Below are 20,427 nucleotides of genomic sequence, written 5' to 3'. Positions count from 1 at the left end.
AACACATGTCATTTCTAAATTGCAAAAGCTTTACACATCTGAGAGTATACTCTGATTATTCAATAGGAAAAAGCACTATCAGAATAAAAGAACTTGCAATTACCGCGCATAAAAATCAAATGAGCGCGCTTTGTATTTCAGATAGAAAAAATTTATGTGCTTCAATGGAATTTACACTAGAATGCATAAAACTTGGTATTAAACCACTTATTGGGTGTAGCGTATTTGTTAAATGTAATAGTGGTAAAGTACTTGATATTATATTAATTGCAAAAAATTATTGCGGTTATCAAAATCTACTGAAATTAGTAACTGATTCATTTTTATCAGACAGCAGTGAAAATTATATAGAATTTACAAATCTTTCTGCAAATAGCTCTGGTATTTTAGCAATTAGTGGGGCGCTGAATATTAATTTGGACAAAAAAGATTATTGTAGCTCCATGTTACTGCTTAGGAATATTTTTGCTAACGATCTATTTATTGAGATAGTAAGGGATGGGAGCATAAGCAAGATACAAGAGGATCTTCTGCTAAATACAGCATATGAAATGGATATACCTATAGTTGCTACCAATCCCATGCATTTTATTAGTAAAGAAGATCAAGAAGCATATGATGCGCTTCTTTGCATATCAAATGGAGCATTTCTTGCTCAAAGTGAAGATAGAGAATGTTCAAATAAGGAACATTATTTTAAAAATTCTTCAGAGATGGAAGATTTATTTAAAGACCTTCCAGAAGCTATAGAGAATACTGAGCTTATTTCAATAAAATGCTCTATATGGCCTAAAAAAATGAACCCATTATTACCCAAATTTTCTCAAAATGAAGATGAGGATATATCATACCAGGCCAAAGCAGCGCTTGAGAAATTAATCATGCATTTACCAAAATTACAGCAGATAGAATATGTAAAGAGACTAGAATACGAACTAGAAGTAATCAAGAGAATGGGTTTTTCAGGTTATTTTCTTATTGTTTCAGATTTTATTAAATGGAGTAAGGTCAATGGAATACCAGTAGGACCAGGAAGAGGGTCTGGGGCTGGTTCCTTAGTTGCCTGGGCCCTCCAGATTATAGATATTGATCCTATTAAATTTGGCCTCCTATTTGAAAGATTTTTAAATCCAGAAAGAATTTCAATGCCAGATTTTGATATAGATTTTTGTCAAGAAAGGAGGGAGGAAGTAATTGAGTATGTAAGAAAGAAGTATGGCTACGATAAGGTAGCCAGCATAATTACATTTGGTAAACTTCAGGCAAGGGCAGTTCTAAGAGATGTGGGTAGGGTCATGCAGATACCATACGGTCAAGTAGATAAAATATGCAAAATGGTTCCAAATAATCCGGCTAACCCAGTTACTCTTAAAGAGGCTATAGATCTTGACCACAATCTAAAAGAGATGAGTAGAAATGATAAATTAATAGAGAAATTACTATCTATTAGCCTGCAACTTGAAGGAGTTAACAGGCATGTTTCTACGCATGCAGCTGGAATAATCATTGCAGATCGGCCATTACAAGAAATTGTTGCACTTTATAAAGATGCTAATTCTTATCTACCTGTTATACAATATTCATTAAAGCATGCTGAAATTGCAGGCTTAATGAAATTTGATTTTCTGGGGTTAAGAACTCTTAGCGTTATGGATCATGCTATAAAATTGATCAAAAACCATAAAAATATAGATGTCAATATTCCAGATAGTTATGATGATCAAAAAACATATGAGCTTTTATCAAGTGGAAACGTAGAAGGTGTATTTCAATTTGAAGGAGCTGGTATGAAGGAGGCTATAAAAAAACTAAAACCAGATAAAATCGATGATCTTATTGCGTTAACATCGCTGTATCGCCCAGGTCCTATGGATAATTTGCCGGATTATATAACCAGGAAGCACGGAGCTTCGAACGTAGAATATCCACATCCATTATTGGAAGGGATACTTAAAGATACATACGGCATAATAATATACCAGGAGCAAGTTATGCAAATTGCCCAAAAAGTAGCTGGATATTCAATGGGAGAGGCCGATTTTTTAAGAAGGGCAATGGGTAAGAAAAGTAAGAAGGCTATGGAGGAGCAAAAAGCTATATTTATTGAAAAAAGCCTAAAAAACTCAATCACAGATGATGATGCGCAAAAGCTTTTTGCTTTTATTGAAAAATTTGCAAGTTATGGCTTTAATAAATCACATGCAGCTGCATATTCCGTGATATCTTATAAAACAGCATACTTGAAAGCTCACTATGCAATAGAATTTTTAACAGCCTCATTAAATTTTGAGCTTCATGATCTAGATAAAATATCAATGTTTTCTAACAACGCTAAATTTTCTGGTATTAAAGTGGAACCACCAGATATTAATATATCTATGGCAAAATTTTCTATAGTAGATGGTAAAATATTTTACGGACTTGGAGCAATTAAAAACGTTGGAATGAATGCTGTTGAGGAAATTTGCAAAGAGCGAACATTGAATGGAAAATTCAAAGATCTAGATGATTTTTTAGATAGGTGTGCTTATTTAATTAATAAACGAATGATGGAAGGGCTGATAAAATCTGGCTCTCTTGATAAATTGTTTAATAATAGAAAGGCATTATTTCAAAATATTGATTTATTAGTAAAAAAGGAAGATAAAATAATGCAGCAACAGAGTCTTATTAATGAAGATTCAAGACTAAATATCATACATTCTGCAGAAGAATGGGGGATACTTGAGAAATCAAAAAATGAATTTGATTTTTTAGGTACATATGTAGCTTTTCATCCTTTTGAATTATATCGTAAATTTTTTGAGTATTTTAATATCGTATCTGCGTCTTATATTAATAATTTGCCCAGCTACACATCATTAGCTAATTTTAAAGTTGCTGGCATAGTAACTTCTAAAAAAATAAAATCTTCAAAACGTGGAAAATTCGCTTTCTTACAACTTACAGATGAAACTGGCGTGCTTGATTTATCAATATTTGATGAAAGTTTATTATACAGAACCAATGATATAAATAACGAGGGTGATCATGTTTTATGTACTATAGCAATAAAAAATGATGGTCAAAGAAGGAGAATGATAATAGAAAAATTAGAAAAATTAGAAGAGATTGTACGAGCATCCATTCGTTCATGCGATATATATATCAGCAGTAATGATGCTGTTGAAGAACTTATACGCTTCACTTCTTCAAAGCAAGATGGTATAACGGTGAAGCTCCAAGCTAATTTGAATGATTCTATAGTAGTTTTTGATGTTCCCGATCTATATATCTCTTATGAAAACTTGCTATTTCTTAAGAGTTTAAAAAATATAACAATAGTTGAAAATTATTTATAAATTTAATGAGAATAATATCTGGAAAATTTAAAGGTAGGAAGATTTCTGGGTTAATCCCAAAATCCACAAGACCAACTACTTCAAAGCTAAGAGAATCCACTTTTAATATTATATCTAGCATTCTTAATGCTAGAGGGAAATCGTTTGATGAAATAACAATGCTGGATCTTTGTTGTGGAACTGGGGCTGTTGGCATAGAGGGGCTCTCAAGGGGGGTTAATCATGTAACATTTATAGATAGGGAACTGAGCTGTATAGATTTAGTTAAGAAAATATTAAATCACTTACAGTGTGATGAGAAGCATTTTAGTTTACATATTGGTGATGCAACAAACCTTCGATTGACAAATATTGCATATGATTTTGTATATGTAGACCCACCATATGAGCAAAATATTTTAAATAAAACTCTACATATGCTATCAGGGCTTGGGTACTTATATAATGGTAGTATAGTAATTCTTGAGCATGGCAAGAATTTGGTATTAGATCTACCAGAAACCTTTCAACAACTTAGTAAAAAGATTTATGGTAATATGGCCCTATCAGTGTTGGAACATTTAACCTAAGAGGTATTTAGGCTATATGTTCTTGCAATGGATAGATAGCTTAAGTTCTATTTGTTTAATTTCAGTTAGATAGCAATTCTCTTGGATTAAATAGCTAATAAGTCATATCCTATCTTGCACTTTTATAATAAATAAGGCGGCATTCTAAATTTAATGTATTGAAAAAGTTCTTGATATTAACTATTATCCCGAGGCTTTAGCCCAAATGGCGGAATTGGCAGACGCGCTAGCTTCAGGTGCTAGTGGCCTTATGGCTGTGGAAGTTCGAGTCTTCTTTTGGGCACGTTGGGGAATTGGTATTCCTTTTGCTTGTGTTATTTAAATTAAGTACTGGTATAAAGTTAAGTGAAATTATTTTCTTCTGAATCTGTTTCTAATGGTCACCCAGATAAGATAGCAGACCAAATATCTGACGCTATTCTCGATAGTATTTTATCAAAAGATAGAAATGCTAGAGTTGCATGTGAAGTTCTTGTTAAATCTGGCCTTATTGTTGTTGCAGGAGAAATAACAACTGATACGTGGGCAGATGTTGATAAAATAGCAAGAGATACATTAAATAGCATAGGCTATAATGATCAAGAGCTTGGTATAGATTGTGATTCATGCGCTGTAATTTCAGTGCTTAATCAGCAATCTGAAGATATAAAAAGTTGTATCAATAAAGAGAAATTAGGTGCTGGAGATCAGGGGATGGTTTTTGGTTTCGCATGTGATGAAACTGATGAATTAATGCCCTTTCCGATATTATATTCACATCGCTTGATGCAGTTGCATGCACAAAAAAGACAGGATGTAAGCTTTTTAAAACCTGATGGTAAAACACAATTAACAGTTAAGTATAGTGATGATGGGGTTCCAATATCTATAGAAACAATAATAATGGCACTTCAACATTCTGCTAATATTTCAAACAAGGAGCTAGAAGAATTCGCTATTGAGGAGATAATAAAAACAACAATCCCGCAAAATTTTATAACTGAGAAGACAAAAATTCTCATTAATCCTTCTGGTCCCTTTATAAAGGGTGGGCCAATAGCAGATTGCGGCCTTACTGGTAGAAAAATAATAGTAGATACATATGGTGGAATGGCTAGACATGGAGGTGGTGCATTTTCTGGTAAAGATCCAAGTAAGATAGATAGATCGGGGGCATATATAGCAAGACATATAGCTAAATCTATTGTTGCAGCTGATATAGCAAGAAAATGCGAGATACAGCTTGCATACTCAATTGGATTACCAGACCCTGTATCAATATATGTTGAATGTTTCGGAACCGCTAAAATTAGCGAGGAAGAAATTATAAATATAATATTGAAGAATTTTGATCTAACACCACAAGGAATAATAGATTATCTAGATCTTTTAGGGGGCTCCATATTATATAAAAAAACAGCTGCTTTTGGGCATTTTGGTAGAGAGGAATTTACGTGGGAAAATATCTTTAATATTTACTGAAGTATAAATTGTATAATAGAATCCAATAAAAGTATTCCTTTATTGGTTGTTGTCACCGATGTTTCGTTCATATCTATAAAGCCTAATTTTTGTATGTGTGATGCGTTAAAGATATTAATATTTAGGCCACGTTTTGTCCTAAGACCCATCAATACTTTCTCATTAAAAACATCTTCGGTCGTTAAGGTGATTTCTTGCATTTTTTTTTCATTTTGTAGCACAGATGTATGCCATTTATATGGGTCATAAAAATTTGTCACCGCAATAACATTATCATCTTTTAAGAAGCGGCTATGTGCTCCCGGGCCTATGCCAACGTACTGTTTATACTCCCAATATGCTAGGTTATGCATGCATTCAAATCCTTGCTTTGCATAATTAGAAACCTCATATAATTCAAGTCCAAATTGCCCAGTTAGCTCGCGGGTTCGTTCAAAAAGCTGAGCAAGTTTATCATCTTGTGGTAGTATAAAATCACCATTTTTATATTGCTTAAAAAATTGCGTTCCTTTTTCAATAGTTAATTGATAAAGCGAGACATGATTTTTTACATATTTTAATGCATGCAACAGCTCTTTTTGCCATGATTCAGCGCTATGCCACGGTAATGAGTATATTAAATCAATAGAATAATTTTCAAAAATCTTTGATACGCTGGCAACGGCATTTAAGGCATCATTGGCATCATGGGCACGACCTAGAAATTTCAGAGCATTATCTTCAAAGCTTTGTATGCCAATAGATACTCTATTTACACCGGCCTGCTTTAGTAGTGCGCAATTTTGTATATCTACCGATGAAGGATTTGCTTCTAACGTTATTTCCGCATCCAATTTTAGTTTATATGTTGACTTTATATATTGTAGTATTCCAGCTATTACCTCAACTGGCGCAAGAGATGGTGTTCCCCCCACCAAAAAATATAGTTCCAATCTCATTGCAAGATAAAATATCGTGATAAGATTTTAATTCCTCTATATATGCTGTGAGCCAATATTGTGTATTGATTTCAGATTGTGAAACATGGCTGTTAAAATCGCAGTATGGGCACTTTGATTCACAAAATGGCCAATGTATATATAGTGATATCATACTGCAAATGAATTGCCACAACCACATTTAGCAGTAGTATTTGGGTTAGATACCTCAAATGCCTCAGAGCCTAATGTGCTTTTATAAAGTAATGTTGATCCTTGCAAAAATTTCATCGAAATTTCATCTATTATCACTTCTACTCCATTGTTGGAAAAAATTTGATCATTAACGTTAACGGATTTGTCGAAAGAGAAACTATAGGAGAATCCAGAGCATCCCCCACCCATAATAGATATTCTAAATCTAGCACCCTCAGATTCAGATTTTAGTAACTCTAACAACTTAAGAGATGCACCATCTGTAATATTGAAGGAATTCATAATTGGATATTTCAAGTAGCAAGTCTGCGCCAGTATAGCATAAATGTATAATTGTGGCAAAGCAGACCCATTAATCTGCAATTATTTATAAGAAATATTTAGGATATAATTTCCCCAAACTACAATTTATCAGAGCTTACTAAGGTCTATAAATTACAATCTCTCAGAGAAGAAAATCACAACACCCAATAAAAAACCATAAATATTTTCATATTCCACTCATTTCAGCACCTAGAGAGGCATTCAAAAACTCTGTTGATTCCCTATTTCTTTGTCTCAAAAACCGCGAGTATACAACCAAAAAAGACAGGCCTAATATTTAGTATCTAGCCGATTATTATCTATGAAGAACACGATCAGAAGGGGCGATCTTTATTTTTTAACCGCCACCCCCACCAACAAAAATATCAATTATTACTTTCTTTCACCAAACAGTCTCAAAAGACTAATGAATATGTTTATAAAATTCATATATAAAGACAAAGCCCCATATACAGCAATTTTTTGCGCAACATCACTTTCACCGCTGTCACCAAAATTCACATACATATCCTTCAATCTTTGCACATCATACGCGGTCATCACTGTAAAGATAATGACACACAGGACAGATATTACAAATTCAACAGAGCCATTTTGCAAGAATAAATTGACCAACGATGCAACGATGACTCCAAAAACGCCCATATACAAGAAAGAAGCAATAGAGCTCAGGTCTCTCTTTGTAGAGCTACCGTATAAACTCATAGCACCAAAAACAACGGAAGTTATAGCAAAAACTCTAACTATGCTTTCACCAGTATAATATAAGAATACTGAAGAAAGAGACAACCCCATAAGTGCGGAATATATATAGAGACAAAACCTAGCAGTACTAACACTCATAGAAGTAATGTTAACCCCCATATAAATAGACATTCCGAGGGGGGCAAAGATAACCAGCCACAAAAGCTTTGTATCAAATATAGCGCTCATCAAAGCCGCCGAGCTTGAAACAAGTAAAGCAACCACGGCTGTAACAGCAAGCGCGGAGGACATATTTCTAAAAACAGATACCATATAGCTTCTTAGGCCAGTATCACCTTGAGCCATCACACCAGCAGAAGTCTTAAATTTTGTATAATCCATAAACAAAACCAACAAAACAATAACCCTAAGCGGCGAGTTTATACATTATAGCCAATAGAGTCAAGCAGCAAACACCATTACTTTTATGAACATAGATAGCTTCCGTATAACTTATTACATGGTTAAATTAGTAAAAATGCTGGCCATCTTTTGTTTTTGCTGTTTATATGACAGCTACCTATCGGAATTCAAAATTGTCTTTTACAGGACCTCCCTATTAACTGATAAAATACTGATTAATATAACTATAATAGATCTCAAGGCTACGCAAAATTCAAAAATAACATTGTAGTTTCTATCTTTGATATGAGGAAATTAAGACCCATCAAATAACCACTGAACAACAAATAATTCTAAAATATTAGCGACTTCTATACTTAACCTGTACTTAATATTAAACCATTCAAGATAACTGATAGGTTTATATAGCTACATAGTAAATTAAAAATAAAATCGTAGACAAAAGCATTCATCATAATGTAGGTATTATACTCTAAGGTAGAGCAGATGGCTGCTGCTTTTAGCAGAGGAAAGTCCGGGCTTTACAGGGTTGCGGTGCTGGGTAATGCCCAGCGATGAGTAATCTCAGGGAAAGTGCCACAGAAAAAATACCGCCTCTTAATTGAGGTAAGGGTGAAAAGGTGAGGTAAGAGCTCACCGGGAATCTGGTGACAGAGGCCGCATGGTAAACCCCACCGTTAAGCAAGCCCATATTAGTATAACCTCTCTTTTTATCGAGAGAGGCGCGTGACCTTGAGCGTTTATACTGGGTAGGGTGCATGAGTGTTAAGCAGTAATGCTACACCAAGATAAATAGCCATCCAATACAGAACCCGGCTTATAGCTCTACCTTAGAGATTTATTGATAACTAAGATTTTTCAAAAATATAATTATGCAAAGCCCAATCCACAGCGCTCTGTCAAGCTAAAGAAAGTGGCATAGAAACTTTTAAATGGTTAGCATTTTTAGAGATTTTTTAAGCCTATTTAGGCGGTGCCCTCATTCATTTTAGCCATGGTTTCTGCAATAAAAACAAAGATAAGATATGCCGGATTGATAGTGGTAAATCGTATAACATTTACCAAACCCTTAGACTTTAAATGAGAATTATTACCTAATACAAATAATGCAACAAATCATCTTTTACGTATCTTGTTAAAGTACAGCTTTAGTACCTCTGCAGCTATCTCTTCTATAGCTTTAAGGCTAACATCTACCGTTGGTATTTCTTTTTCCATAAAGAGCTTCTCTGCGTCCACTATTTCAGATTTAATTGTCCGTATATCAGAATATGAGGCATAGGCTAATTTCATACCACCACGCGAAGACCTTATATGCATAAGTATGTAAGGAGATATCGTAAACCCAACAATCAGCGGATTTGTTATCTTTTCAAGATTTACCGTTATTCCTTGTATTATTGGTATATTGGCAACTTTATAACCTTTTTGCGCTAAATAAGCAGAAGTTGGAGATTTAGAAGTCCTCGATACCCCTAACAATACTATATCCGCATTATCACATTCATGCGCAAGCTTTCCATCATCATGACTTATAGAAAATGATATACTTTCTATGGCTTTTTCATATATAGCTTTATGCTGTATGCCTGGAATACCGGAACTTATGCGCATACTTCCAGTTATAGTAGAAATAAAATCCATAATATGACCTATTGCCGATATGCATCTTATATTATAATTTTTACACATATCCAGTAGATGCTGCTCTAGGTCTATATTAAAGACAGTATACAATATAATCGAGTTTTTGTTTTTTGATGCGCTCCTCATTAAATCGTCAAGTCTTTTCTTCGAATTAACTAATGGCCATATTTTTTCTCTAACATCTAATCCTTCAAAACGAACACAAACAGATCTTGCAACGGCGGTTACAGTCTCGCCAGAAGAGTCTGATACAAGATATAGATCAACTACCTTTTCCATAAATTAATTATATCTGCCTGCCGCATATTTGATTATTTTTCTCTTTATTGGAGAAAATAAGTTTAGCGACTCTAATCCAATAGACCTTAAAATTGATAATAAATCGTTGTTATATTTAAAGATTTTATCTACGAAATTCGTCATGTAATACATGAGTTGCGTATCTAGTTTCCTTACCTTGTTATATTCGTTAAGTACTTTAGGCGCCCCTAGATCCATCCCGACTTCATTCCGCCGTGATAAAATCTTAACTATCGCCTTAATGTCCTTAACACCAAGATTTAACCCCTGCCCTGCTATTGGATGTATTGAGTGCGCAGCATCACCCACCAAGACCACCCTATTCTTACCAAACGATTCTGAGATTAATGAGCTTAAAATCCAAGATTGAATATCGCTTGTTATCTTAACATTTCCTAAATAATCACCACAACGCTCTTGCACAATAGAGGAAATTAATTCAGTTTGACCAGAATTAAAAAACGAAGACGCCTCTTTTCGTTCTGTCCATACAATAGAGGAAGTAAAACCTCCTTTTTGAGGCAAAATTGCAAATGGACCAGATCTAAAAAATCTCTCTATAGCAATCCCATGATGATTTACCGAATGTTCAATATCAAAAACTGCAGCAACTTGGTTATAATCATGAGTTTTTGCCCTTATTCCACAGTAATCCCTAGTGGTAGAATTTCTACCTTCCGCCCCTATTATTAGCTCCCCTTTTATCTCCACCCCATCTTCAAATATAAGATTTGAAGAAAATTCATTTATGTTAAATCTGAACGGTATATCAGCAGATTTTTCTTTAATATTTTCACTCAATTTAAGAAGATCCTCTATAAGATATGCTTCTTTTATCATATATCCAAAACATGATTCATTTACCTCTGCAGGATCAAAATTTAAAGATACCGAAGAGTTATATTGGTCAATCATGATACCATTAATAGGCGTGCCAAATTCTTTTATACTCGTTACACCAATTTCCTCAAAAAACTTGCAAGATTCTAAGTTCATTGCAAATAACCTGTTTTTAGGATAATGTTTTCTTCTAATCAAAAGAACATCTATCCCCTTTTGACTTAAGGCCACGGCCGTGCTTAGCGCAGAATAACCAGAGCCTATAATTATCACAGAAGTTTTTATATTCATTTGATTTGTCACGTAAACAGTATTTACCGGCGTATGATAGTATTTAATCCAAAATTTTTAAATAAACTAAAAGAAATAAATAATAATTTTGCAATTGCGGTTTCAGGTGGCGCAGATAGCATGTCCCTTGCGCTCAGGATGAAGCTTTATGGATTTTTTCCACTATGTATAGTGGTAGATCATGGCATAAGGAGTGAATCTGCTACAGAGGCGGTATTTGTAAAAAATTTTCTAGAAGGGCAAGGATTTAAAACTATAATACTTAAGTCTGAAAAATTTTCCAAATGTGAAAACACATCAAACCTACAGCATAGAGCGAGAATAGAAAGGTATAATATAATCACTCAATATTGTATCGAAAATAAGATAGGGTTTGTATGCACCGCACATAATAAAAATGATATGGCAGAAACGGTACTACTTAGAATTTATAGAGGTAGCGGCATAGATGGTATTTGCGGTATAAATGAGGAGCATATATGGAATGGTGTTATTATATTAAGGCCACTAATTACTATTGAGAGAGTAGAGATAGAGGATTTTTTAATAGCCAACAACTGGCCCTGGATTAATGACCCATCAAATAAGAATGAAGTATTTGAAAGAGTTAAGTTCAGAAACTTAATAAGCAAGTTTGAAGATAGCAAAACTCTTATATCTAGATTATGTTTACTTGCTAAGAATGCAAGTAGAGCGAGGCATTTTTTAGAAGAACAAACAGAGATGTATTTTAAAAAGATATGCAATATCTCAAAATATGGATATATCATAATTAATAAACCAACATTCTTAATTCTGCACGAGGAGTTACAATTAAGACTACTTGCTAAAGTATTTGGCATAATCTCTAGTTTTGAGTATAAGCCTAGGTTAACAAACCTTGAAAATATATTATCCGCTATAAAAGATTGCGCCCCCTTTAAGAGGACCATTGCTGGTACTATATGCTGTAGTGATCAAGATGAGATACTAATAATAAGAGAGCCTAATAAGATAGAGCAATCAATAACAATATTGAATCATACAGTTTGTTGGGACAAAAGATTTGAGATATCTTTTGAAGGCGATATCAATAACCTAAAAATATCACCTCTAACACCTGAAGTATGGGGCAAAATCAAAAACAACCATATAATAGATAATAAAGAGAAAAAAGAGATGTTTAGGGGCCTTGCTGCGTTCTCAACACCTGTATTATTATATAATGATGAACCACTATATAGCCTCTTATTACCTATAGTTACTAATTTTACGAATACAAAGGCCAATACAAGATGTATTGTGCGATATTGCTAAGAATGGAGACACTACTAAAACTTATGGATACTGATGGGCTAGGCAGTATACTGATGTATATAAAAGTTATTTATTAGCAAAAGTCGCTATATACAACTTTGAGATGCTTTAATTAGCATAAGATCAACAAAGTTATTCATTGCACCATATTTTTACTGGTTTAGTCATCGAACCTTTGTGTTTATAATACATGCGTACGCCACACAAGTTACCCAACATTAAGTAGATTAATTGTAGGGTAAAACGATAGGCGCACAAAATACTTCGAATACTAAAGTAAATTTATTTACACTTATGATCACTAGGCTTGCCTTCGCCCTCATGATGATTGTCTTTATGGTGATTCTGCTCCATTCCCTTACCTTCACTTCCCAGTATTAGTTGGTCAGCAGTACCTAGCTCAATAATTTTTATCATATATATATTAATATAAACATATACTACAGTATAGTATGATTTATGACTCTAATTCAATGGGTTGGCTAATAATATTTAAAATTACTAATATAATGCTTATATTAGCTTTATTTAGTATGCATATTATACAACTAGAATTAATTTGTTAACAATGCCATAACTTCAGTGCAAGAAATATATATAATGATTAAATGTAGCATAAGTAAAAAAGCTAGAGACATTTTTAGAGCATAAAGTTAATCAAAACTTATATTCTAATGCGTTATCTCCAACTTTACTTACTAAAGCTATATTATTACCATATTATAGCAGCATTTACAGCATTTACAGCATTTACAGCATCTACAGCATCTACAGCATCTAGCTGTAACAAACAACCCTCTCCTGGTGGATTTACAGCATCTACAGCAGTATCTGTCAATAATGAAAAAGCGCCCTCATCAGCACCCTCATTATTTGGCATTTTATTTAACAAATTGTATACATTAGAAAGTGTGTCTGTGAACTCGCCAAACCCTGCACGCATTGTATAGGTCATATTCATTAAAGAACCTAGATTATCAGCTAGTTGGCTAATGTTTACAGCTCTTTCCTCCGTTTCTATAGCTACCTCTGGAGCCACTGGTGAATTTTTGATCTTGCCTGTTTGCTCTCTTAATAACGCTGGAGCATCTGCAGCATTTATAGCATTTGCACCCTCATTAGCCTGCTCTGCTTCTGGACGCCCTGCCAAAGCTACCTCTGGAGCATTCTTTGCTGCCTTCTTTGCCTCTGCGGCTCTCAATGCTGCTATCTCTCCATTAGCCTTTTCTAGATCCTTAATTAATGCATCTATTGTTAGGGTTGATACATAACCTTCTCCATTTATCCTTGAAAAAGCATCTTCAACAGGGGCCCATGTCTTTTTAAATTGTATAAGAGTATCATTAATTTCTCCAACTATTTTCTTAATATTCTTATCTATATACTCAATACCTGCTGTCAGCTTAGCATGCTCTTCTTGCGCGCTTTTAAATTTTCTCCACGCATTTATACCACAAGTCAAATTTTCAGACATCCTTAAGTATACATGATTAAGTGTTTCGAGATCATTATGTGCTTTATCACGCAACTCAGTAATTTTCTTTATATCGGCATGAATCTTCTCCAAATCCTTAGGATGCTTTTTAGCCATAGCGAACTGTTCATTTAAACGCTGATCAAGCTTATTAATATATTGTACCATTATGTCACGTTCAGCTTCTTTCTTCCCAAGCGCTATTTGCCAAGCTTGTACCGTATTTTCGCATTGAAACAATCTACTCGCATCATCATGTTCTTTTACTGCTTTATCTATATCAGCCCCCTTAGTTTCAAGCTGCCCTTCAAGCTCCTTGAGTGATTTTCGCTCTCTTTCAAGTCTAGCATGCAATGATTCAAGCATATTTTTGAGCTCTATATAAGCTTTTAGTTCTTTTACACCATGTTGGGTTTCATCCTTTGCTTTTAGTTCTTTTACACCATGTTGGGTTTCATCCTTTGCTTTTAGTTCTTTTACACCATGTTGGGTTTTATCCTTTGCTTCCACTATTTTCCCAGACTCTTTTTTCTCTACTTGTGCTCCTGCACTATCTTCCTTCATTTTCCTGGCTAATGCCTCTTCCTGCGCTCTTTGTACTTCTTGCTCTGTTTTACTTACCTCTCCATGCTCCGCCGCTTCCTTCTTTTTCTGATCTTCTCTCATCTTCTCAGTTATTTTCCTGTTCCAATCATTTACAAATGGGAAAACAGAATCAGTTCTTTTAGGCGCCTTTCTCCCTCGTTTAGCCGTACTTCCTTTAGGCATATATAATCGATAATAAAATTATAGAAGTCGGTTAATGTAACTGATTGGTGGAAAATGACCACAAACTAAACCTCTATTTACCAAGAAAAACGCTTAAATTACGAACAAGATTTTGCGAAATATAGAATCAGTACAATTTGAAGGAAGATAACCAAAAATACAAAAAATTCTGCTTAAAAGAATTTTTAATAAAATTATTGATACAACATAGCAACATGATAAAAATCGCCAAATTTTTATTTAAAAATTACGCTTTTTCCTATCATACATCACCCACTTGTACTATTATCTCAAATTAAGATTTTTGTTTCAGGGCCCCTTGATGAATAGCGAGATAGTATCACTTGTAAAAGCCTCTTATCAAAATGCACTAATGCTAGAGATAGGCCTCATTGCCATATCTACATTTCTTATCACAAACATACTCAGATTTTTTGCTAGTAAGGCACTGACAAAAATACCAGATGGTTTCCTTAGATATACTTTTTATAAAGAAATAATCACATTTATAAAAAAGCCATTAGTAATGATTATATGGGTGTGGTCCATTGCAACATCACTTACCTTAATCTCTGAGCAATATCATATTCCTGTCTTAAATTTCATGGATTCAGTAAGGCTTATACTTGTTTCACTTATAGCAGGAATAAATTTTTCTGCTCTTATCAACAACATAAGCAAGAAAATGACAAAGATCAGCATGGATCCAGGCAATACGTACGATAAAGTTACAATAGAAATCTTAACCAAAATAGCAAAAGGCTTCACATTCTCTATTACATTGGTTTTCTTACTACGAGCCGTAGGCGTTAGCGTTGGCGCGATACTTGCAATAAGTGGAATAAGTGGTGTGGCACTTGGCTTTTCAATACGTGATTTGCTTGCAAGTTTTTTTGGTATGATAGTGCTCTATTCAGATAAACCATTTGTTGTTGGAGATAGAATAAAACTACACAATATGCCAAAGGGGTCAAACTACGGATATGTTGAAAATATTGAATGGAGAATTACAGCAATGAGAACACCTGCTGGAAAATTGGTATATATACCAAATTATATGTTTTGCGCATCTACTGTTGAAAATATATCAAGAGCAAAACACTCTGAGCTAATGATACATATTGATGTGGAGATAGTACAAATTTCTTCTATAAGAACCATTATAGAATCTTTAAAATCTGAATTAATCAAAATAAATAAGATAATTGAATCTAAGGGAATTTATGTTGAAATTCATGATCTTTCTAAAGAGGTAGTTGGAATAGATATTACATGTTATTCTTATGATGTTGAGGATATGTCCGTTACGAATCTTAAAAATGATATTTTTATCAGAGCCGTTGAAATTATAAGGGAAAATCATACTGAACTTGCAAAAGATCATAGACTTTTAGAACACTAATTATGAAAGAAAAAACTATACGAGCAATAAGGAGAAATATCGTCTTATCTAATGCTGAAAGTTTTGGAATTGATGGTGTTATTGTATCAAATACAGGCAATTCATCCCAAGAAAAAGATTCTATTTTAATGCTTACGGGCTTTAAATGCTCAAATTGTTTACTTATAATAAATAGATCACATTGCCTCTTTGCAACGGATAAACGATATATTGAGCAAGCAAAAGAATATCTATCAAAAGAATTTGATTTGTATCAATCTGCTGCAGAAAATCAGCTATTAGCACTTGTTTATGATCTGAATTTTCCTAAAAAAATCTTAGTTGTTGATATGAGCGAGCAATCATATCAAGATGCGCTGCTACTATTTTCAAATACCGTACTGGGCTATGATCCAATGTTACATACAGTTTCAAATGTAGAGTATTATGAAAAGCTTTTCTCAAAAAATAAAATAGAACTTTTAGGAATTAATAGATTAATTGAATTAATCAGCAATGATTTCATATTCACAAATAAAGATATAGACTTATTATCGCAAATAAAGCTACATAATATACCTCTTAGAATAATTCGCCATTATAACAAAAAAATAGAAAAGAGTATTAATAGGCAAAATAATATAGATGCCATTTTGCATCTTTTTGCTAAAGAGACTCAATGCAATAACAAAATTTTTAACCAGATAAAACCTAATGATGCAAAGAGTTATACCTCTTATTTGATAGCGGACCATGACATAAACTCTAAGATTAAAAAAATATTGGAAAAAATTGACAAAGACAGTGATTTTCTTTTTTCGAATAATCCAGATGAAATATGCTGGCTATTAAATATTAGGGGCAATGGATCATTATATACACCAATAGTATCTGGCTATTTATTTTTGGCTAAAAATAATGGTGATTGTTATCTTTTTACAGATTTTACATTACCAAGCGAGTTAATAGAACAAAGCTTTTTAAAAGTCTTTAATATTAATGAAATGGAGAATTTTTGCTCAAAAATTGCAGAAAAGAGTATAGAGCTAGATCCAAAATATACCATTTCTTATTTTGTAAATAAGTTTAAGTTATCTATAAGGAAGCCCTCTATAATAGAGCAACTCAAAGCAATAAAAACACCCTCAGAGATAGAAAATATACGAAAGGCCCATGTTATAGATGGAGCAGCAATAAGCAAGTTCATATATTGGCTATATAGCCAGCAGCATAGCACTGAATCCTCCGCTGCTGATAAGCTTTTAAAGATTAGAACATCATTTAAAGAATTTATCTCAAATAGCTTTGAAACTATTTCTGCCTTTGGTAGCAATTCCTCCATGATACACTATAGCACTCAACATAATGTAAGCATCACAAAAGATGGGTTGTATTTGCTAGATGCCGGTGGGCAGTATTTTTATGGTACAACGGATATGACAAGAACAATGTGTCTTGGAATACCGACCCAGGAACAAAAAAGAATGTTTACATTAGTGCTAAAAGGTCACATAAGGCTCGCTCAAGCAGTATTTCCTGAAGGCACAAGCGGATCAAACATTGATGTACTTGCAAGACTCGATTTATGGAAAGAATTCTCTGATTATGGCCATGGAACTGGTCATGGAGTGGGATACCTTTTATCAGTACATGAAGGCCCACAAAGTATAAATATGAAAAATACGATAAAACTGGAGGAGGGAATGGTTCTTTCAAACGAACCTGGTTTTTATAAAGAGGGAAAGTATGGGATAAGAATAGAAAATATTATGTATATAAAAAAATTAACTGATAAATTTTTATGCTTTGAAACCTTAACTGTTGTACCGATATTAAACACATTAATAGATACCACACTGCTCGTTGAACAAGAAGTAAATTGGTTAAACGAATATAATGAAAAAACACTTAGTGAAATAGGTCGATATTTATCGGAAGAAGAGTTGTCTTTTTTTAAGAGAAATAGTTTAGTATCAAGATGATTAGAAAATAATTCGCTATTGGCATCAAAAACTGCTCAGAGAGCTTATTAACAGAATAATAATGTTCAATAAAGGCTATTTAAAAGCATTTAAATTTCAGTATAATTCCTTATAATTATATTTCGTGTCTTTTCTATGGGCGGAAGAGTTGGTGAGCTATTGCTAATATTGTTGATAGTGTTGGTACTATTTGGAGCTAATAGGCTACCTGGTTTAATGAAAGATGTTGGAAAAGGTATAAAGGCACTTAGGGATGCTGTTAATGGTACAGAGAATAAAGATAATGATGATAAATAAAAAACCTGAGAGGATCCTAGCTTATTACATAAGACCTCTGTAATTCACAGTGAAAAACCAAAAACCCTTGTAGCGTAATACTGCTCCGCTAGTATATACAACGAGAATATAGCTATGATTAGATGCGCTAAATTATTTGCGAAAAGGTGCCCACACGAGGATGCCTCTCAGATTTTTGTGATATAGCTAAATCAGTATAAAACTTCATATAAAATAGGAGTTAAGAGGCTAGAGTAATTATTGCGCCATTTTATACTATCTTAGCTATATACGGCTGTTTTATTTGAGGTAGATAGATAGCCTATATTATGGCCTATGCTCATTCAACTCAAATAGCTATAGCATAAAGATTCCTGTGATCCTTGGTGTATTTTATTAATAAATCTTGCAGTACCTTGATCTTATTGATACAAAGGCCCTCCTTGTAAAAGAGTTACTTATTTTCTAACGAATCACAATGGCTATCACTTACAGCCATTCATAATCTTTTATACTCAAAGTTTTTCTATGGCCTCAAGTACTTCAGCAGCGTGCCCTTGTGCTTTTACATTATTCCATATTTTTATAATGCTCTGATCTTTCCCTATAAGGAATGTACTTCTTACTATACCAATATATTTTTTCCCAAAATTGACCTTTTCCTTCAATACACCATATAAATTACATAAATTACTGTCAGCATCAGATATTAATGGAAATGCTATATTTTCTTTTTCACAAAAGATGTTATGAGAGGAGACTGTATCTCTTGAGACACCTATAATTTCAGCATCTAGATCTTTAAATTGCTCATAAAGAGAACTAAATTCATTAGCTTGGACTGTGCAACCTGGAGTCATATCTTTGGGATAAAAGTAAAGGACAATGTACTTATCTTTATAATTTTCTAATGATATTGTTCCTTTAGTAGACTCAGCTTCAAATTGTGGCGCCTTATCTCCAAGATCTTTATTTAATACATTATTCATTTTTAATACAATTAAACATTTGCAGAGTTTTTAATGATCCTCCTCCACACTATAAAAGAAAGCGCTCTTTGTGCAAAAACATTAGCCCACTTAGTAGTCTTTATTTCCATTGCTAGCAAATTTTTAACCTCGAAGGTCATAAATCCTATAAATAGGAATTTGTCTTTTCTTTAGTATACTGCCAATAAGATTAAATACAAAATCTAATATTTTAGATATTTTTGTCCCATCTAGCCCTAGGAGGTTTATAGATTCAGCTTTACTCATAATAATAGTATAAGACTAGATATTATAAATTTCCTATAGAAACAAGGTTGCATTAACTGAGGTTATCTTTAGGAAGAACGTTTTAAAAATAACCCATCAAATATATAAAATTTATTGAGAATTAACTAATGTAAATACGAGATACTCAATTAAGGCATTGTCATGCATAGATAGATAACGCCAAATCTCTAAACCTCCACATAGCCATCCTGAGCATGCATTTAGAGTAACATTTCTTGTTAATCGAGCCCCTTAGACTAGAGTTTTTAGCTTCTACTAAGCAAGTTTATCTACTATACTATATGCTTGATTCTCTTTGGTATTATTTTGTTATAACTGTAATTTCCATCTGTAGCTATAATTCTGATATTATGATGCTTTATTTGTAATTCGTTTGCAGATCCAGCGGATCCATTTCCTATATAATGTGCAATAATCTCATTTCTGTTCCTATCAAGCTAAATTCGTATGCGCAAGTCTTTTTTGAACTTATGTATATAGCTCTCTAGAATAGGAATATCTCTTGCTGATTTATCAATGCTCTCAACTTCCTTTTCTACAGCTTTTCCAGCATTGCGAATCCAGCCGTGTATTATCTGAAACTGTATATTCATTATCTTAGCTCGAAAGCCAACATTGTTAAGATACAGCCATATACTTCTCTTTGAGCGTGTATTTTATTCTTTTATTCAATCTGATTCTTTCCACATTGTTTGCACCTATACCTTTGCTTGACTATAACCATTCTTGACCATAGTTTTGTTAGAGCAAAATTTACATCCATTCATAGAGTTGCTCACATTCATTCATTGTCATGCTATCACATAACAAAATCTATCCTTTTATGACGATGCCTCAATTGATATAGAGAAGAATGGTGATTAGGCACTGTTAACAAAGGTTTTGCCAAATAATGGAAAAGATGCAATATTATATTGGAGGCGATAAATATGGTATTTAGATGGATAAAAGGTTGTTTCC

The 20,427-nt window shown here is 33.4% G+C and carries 15 protein-coding genes, 1 tRNA gene and 1 other RNA gene; 9 read left to right on the top strand and 8 right to left on the bottom strand.

What is annotated here, in order from left to right; all coding sequences use genetic code 11:
- Positions 1-5: 5 nt before the first annotated feature.
- The 4 genes from dnaE to metK all read left to right on the top strand — a co-directional run bounded on the left by dnaE (position 6) and on the right by metK (position 5,371).
- Positions 6-3,341: a DNA polymerase III subunit alpha gene (gene dnaE / locus Cyrtocomes_RS01065; protein WP_322497364.1), complete on the top strand. Its 3,336-nt coding sequence runs from the start codon at positions 6-8 to the stop codon at positions 3,339-3,341.
- Between the two features lie 5 nt (positions 3,342-3,346).
- Complete coding sequence (rsmD, locus tag Cyrtocomes_RS01060) at positions 3,347-3,910, top strand: 16S rRNA (guanine(966)-N(2))-methyltransferase RsmD (protein ID WP_322497363.1); 564 nt, start codon at positions 3,347-3,349, stop codon at positions 3,908-3,910.
- A gap of 199 nt (positions 3,911-4,109) precedes the next feature.
- Positions 4,110-4,193: transfer RNA gene (locus Cyrtocomes_RS01055), tRNA-Leu, on the top strand.
- 62 nt (positions 4,194-4,255) lie between these two features.
- Positions 4,256-5,371 (top strand): methionine adenosyltransferase, encoded by a 1,116-nt coding sequence (gene metK / locus Cyrtocomes_RS01050; RefSeq protein ID WP_322497362.1) that lies wholly within the window; start codon positions 4,256-4,258, stop codon positions 5,369-5,371.
- On the opposite strand, the gene hemW is transcribed toward metK, so the two are convergent.
- From hemW to Cyrtocomes_RS01035, 3 genes are all read right to left on the bottom strand, one after another.
- On the bottom strand, positions 5,365-6,309 hold the full coding sequence (gene hemW / locus Cyrtocomes_RS01045; RefSeq protein WP_322497361.1) for a radical SAM family heme chaperone HemW: 945 nt from the start codon (positions 6,307-6,309) through the stop codon (positions 5,365-5,367). The genes metK and hemW overlap by 7 nt on opposite strands.
- A gap of 150 nt (positions 6,310-6,459) precedes the next feature.
- Complete coding sequence (locus Cyrtocomes_RS01040; RefSeq protein ID WP_322497360.1) at positions 6,460-6,786, bottom strand: HesB/IscA family protein; 327 nt, start codon at positions 6,784-6,786, stop codon at positions 6,460-6,462.
- A 414-nt stretch (positions 6,787-7,200) separates the two neighbouring features.
- Complete coding sequence (locus Cyrtocomes_RS01035) at positions 7,201-7,914, bottom strand: Bax inhibitor-1/YccA family protein (RefSeq protein WP_322497359.1); 714 nt, start codon at positions 7,912-7,914, stop codon at positions 7,201-7,203.
- 495 nt (positions 7,915-8,409) lie between these two features.
- On the opposite strand from Cyrtocomes_RS01035, the gene rnpB reads away from it, so the two are divergent.
- Positions 8,410-8,771: RNase P RNA component class A (gene rnpB / locus Cyrtocomes_RS01030), an RNA gene on the top strand.
- 280 nt (positions 8,772-9,051) lie between these two features.
- Here the strand turns inward: rnpB and Cyrtocomes_RS01025 are convergent.
- Together Cyrtocomes_RS01025 and Cyrtocomes_RS01020 are read right to left on the bottom strand one after the other, a co-directional pair.
- Positions 9,052-9,861, bottom strand: a complete 810-nt coding sequence (locus tag Cyrtocomes_RS01025) for a pyruvate, water dikinase regulatory protein (protein WP_322497358.1) — start codon at positions 9,859-9,861, stop codon at positions 9,052-9,054.
- Between the two features lie 3 nt (positions 9,862-9,864).
- Positions 9,865-11,013 carry an FAD-dependent monooxygenase gene (locus tag Cyrtocomes_RS01020; RefSeq protein ID WP_322497357.1) on the bottom strand — a complete coding sequence of 383 codons (1,149 nt, stop codon included), beginning with the start codon at positions 11,011-11,013 and terminating at the stop codon, positions 9,865-9,867.
- Between the two features lie 33 nt (positions 11,014-11,046).
- On the opposite strand from Cyrtocomes_RS01020, the gene tilS reads away from it, so the two are divergent.
- The gene (gene tilS, locus Cyrtocomes_RS01015) at positions 11,047-12,309 is read left to right on the top strand and encodes a tRNA lysidine(34) synthetase TilS (RefSeq protein WP_322497356.1); all 1,263 of its coding nucleotides are present in this window, start codon (positions 11,047-11,049) and stop codon (positions 12,307-12,309) included.
- Between the two features lie 712 nt (positions 12,310-13,021).
- Here tilS and Cyrtocomes_RS01010 read toward each other — a convergent pair.
- Positions 13,022-14,551 carry a coiled-coil domain-containing protein gene (locus tag Cyrtocomes_RS01010; RefSeq protein WP_322497355.1) on the bottom strand — a complete coding sequence of 510 codons (1,530 nt, stop codon included), beginning with the start codon at positions 14,549-14,551 and terminating at the stop codon, positions 13,022-13,024.
- Between the two features lie 322 nt (positions 14,552-14,873).
- Between Cyrtocomes_RS01010 and Cyrtocomes_RS01005 the strand changes: the two genes are divergently transcribed.
- From Cyrtocomes_RS01005 to Cyrtocomes_RS00995, 3 genes are all read left to right on the top strand, one after another.
- The gene (locus Cyrtocomes_RS01005) at positions 14,874-15,953 is read left to right on the top strand and encodes a mechanosensitive ion channel family protein (protein WP_322497354.1); all 1,080 of its coding nucleotides are present in this window, start codon (positions 14,874-14,876) and stop codon (positions 15,951-15,953) included.
- A gap of 2 nt (positions 15,954-15,955) precedes the next feature.
- Positions 15,956-17,914 (top strand): aminopeptidase family protein P, encoded by a 1,959-nt coding sequence (locus tag Cyrtocomes_RS01000; RefSeq protein WP_322497353.1) that lies wholly within the window; start codon positions 15,956-15,958, stop codon positions 17,912-17,914.
- A 135-nt stretch (positions 17,915-18,049) separates the two neighbouring features.
- Positions 18,050-18,211, top strand: a complete 162-nt coding sequence (locus tag Cyrtocomes_RS00995; protein WP_322497352.1) for a Sec-independent protein translocase subunit TatA/TatB — start codon at positions 18,050-18,052, stop codon at positions 18,209-18,211.
- A gap of 494 nt (positions 18,212-18,705) precedes the next feature.
- Here Cyrtocomes_RS00995 and Cyrtocomes_RS00990 read toward each other — a convergent pair whose 3' ends face one another.
- Entirely contained in the window at positions 18,706-19,179 is a 474-nt protein-coding gene (locus Cyrtocomes_RS00990) for a peroxiredoxin (RefSeq protein ID WP_322497351.1), read from the bottom strand.
- A gap of 11 nt (positions 19,180-19,190) precedes the next feature.
- The gene (locus Cyrtocomes_RS00985) at positions 19,191-19,319 is read right to left on the bottom strand and encodes a hypothetical protein (protein ID WP_322497350.1); all 129 of its coding nucleotides are present in this window, start codon (positions 19,317-19,319) and stop codon (positions 19,191-19,193) included.
- Positions 19,320-20,427: the final 1,108 nt, after the last annotated feature.

The organism is Candidatus Cyrtobacter comes, from assembly GCF_034470605.1.
GTDB classification, from domain to species: Bacteria; Pseudomonadota; Alphaproteobacteria; order Rickettsiales; family Midichloriaceae; genus Cyrtobacter; species Cyrtobacter comes.
Note: the sequence above shows the minus strand (reverse complement) of the source record. Positions and strands in the feature narration are given on the sequence as shown.

Coding starts and splice junctions, on each gene's coding strand:
- Cyrtocomes_RS01035 (WP_322497359.1), bottom strand. CDS start 7,914: ATGGATTATACAAAATTTAAGACTTCTGCTGGTGTGATGGCTCAAGGT.
- tilS (WP_322497356.1), top strand. CDS start 11,047: ATGATAGTATTTAATCCAAAATTTTTAAATAAACTAAAAGAAATAAAT.
- Cyrtocomes_RS00985 (WP_322497350.1), bottom strand. CDS start 19,319: ATGACCTTCGAGGTTAAAAATTTGCTAGCAATGGAAATAAAGACTACT.
- Cyrtocomes_RS01000 (WP_322497353.1), top strand. CDS start 15,956: ATGAAAGAAAAAACTATACGAGCAATAAGGAGAAATATCGTCTTATCT.
- Cyrtocomes_RS01005 (WP_322497354.1), top strand. CDS start 14,874: ATGAATAGCGAGATAGTATCACTTGTAAAAGCCTCTTATCAAAATGCA.
- Cyrtocomes_RS01010 (WP_322497355.1), bottom strand. CDS start 14,551: ATGCCTAAAGGAAGTACGGCTAAACGAGGGAGAAAGGCGCCTAAAAGA.
- Cyrtocomes_RS00995 (WP_322497352.1), top strand. CDS start 18,050: ATGGGCGGAAGAGTTGGTGAGCTATTGCTAATATTGTTGATAGTGTTG.
- dnaE (WP_322497364.1), top strand. CDS start 6: ATGTCATTTCTAAATTGCAAAAGCTTTACACATCTGAGAGTATACTCT.
- rsmD (WP_322497363.1), top strand. CDS start 3,347: ATGAGAATAATATCTGGAAAATTTAAAGGTAGGAAGATTTCTGGGTTA.
- Cyrtocomes_RS01020 (WP_322497357.1), bottom strand. CDS start 11,013: ATGAATATAAAAACTTCTGTGATAATTATAGGCTCTGGTTATTCTGCG.
- Cyrtocomes_RS01025 (WP_322497358.1), bottom strand. CDS start 9,861: ATGGAAAAGGTAGTTGATCTATATCTTGTATCAGACTCTTCTGGCGAG.
- Cyrtocomes_RS00990 (WP_322497351.1), bottom strand. CDS start 19,179: ATGAATAATGTATTAAATAAAGATCTTGGAGATAAGGCGCCACAATTT.
- Cyrtocomes_RS01040 (WP_322497360.1), bottom strand. CDS start 6,786: ATGAATTCCTTCAATATTACAGATGGTGCATCTCTTAAGTTGTTAGAG.
- hemW (WP_322497361.1), bottom strand. CDS start 6,309: ATGAGATTGGAACTATATTTTTTGGTGGGGGGAACACCATCTCTTGCG.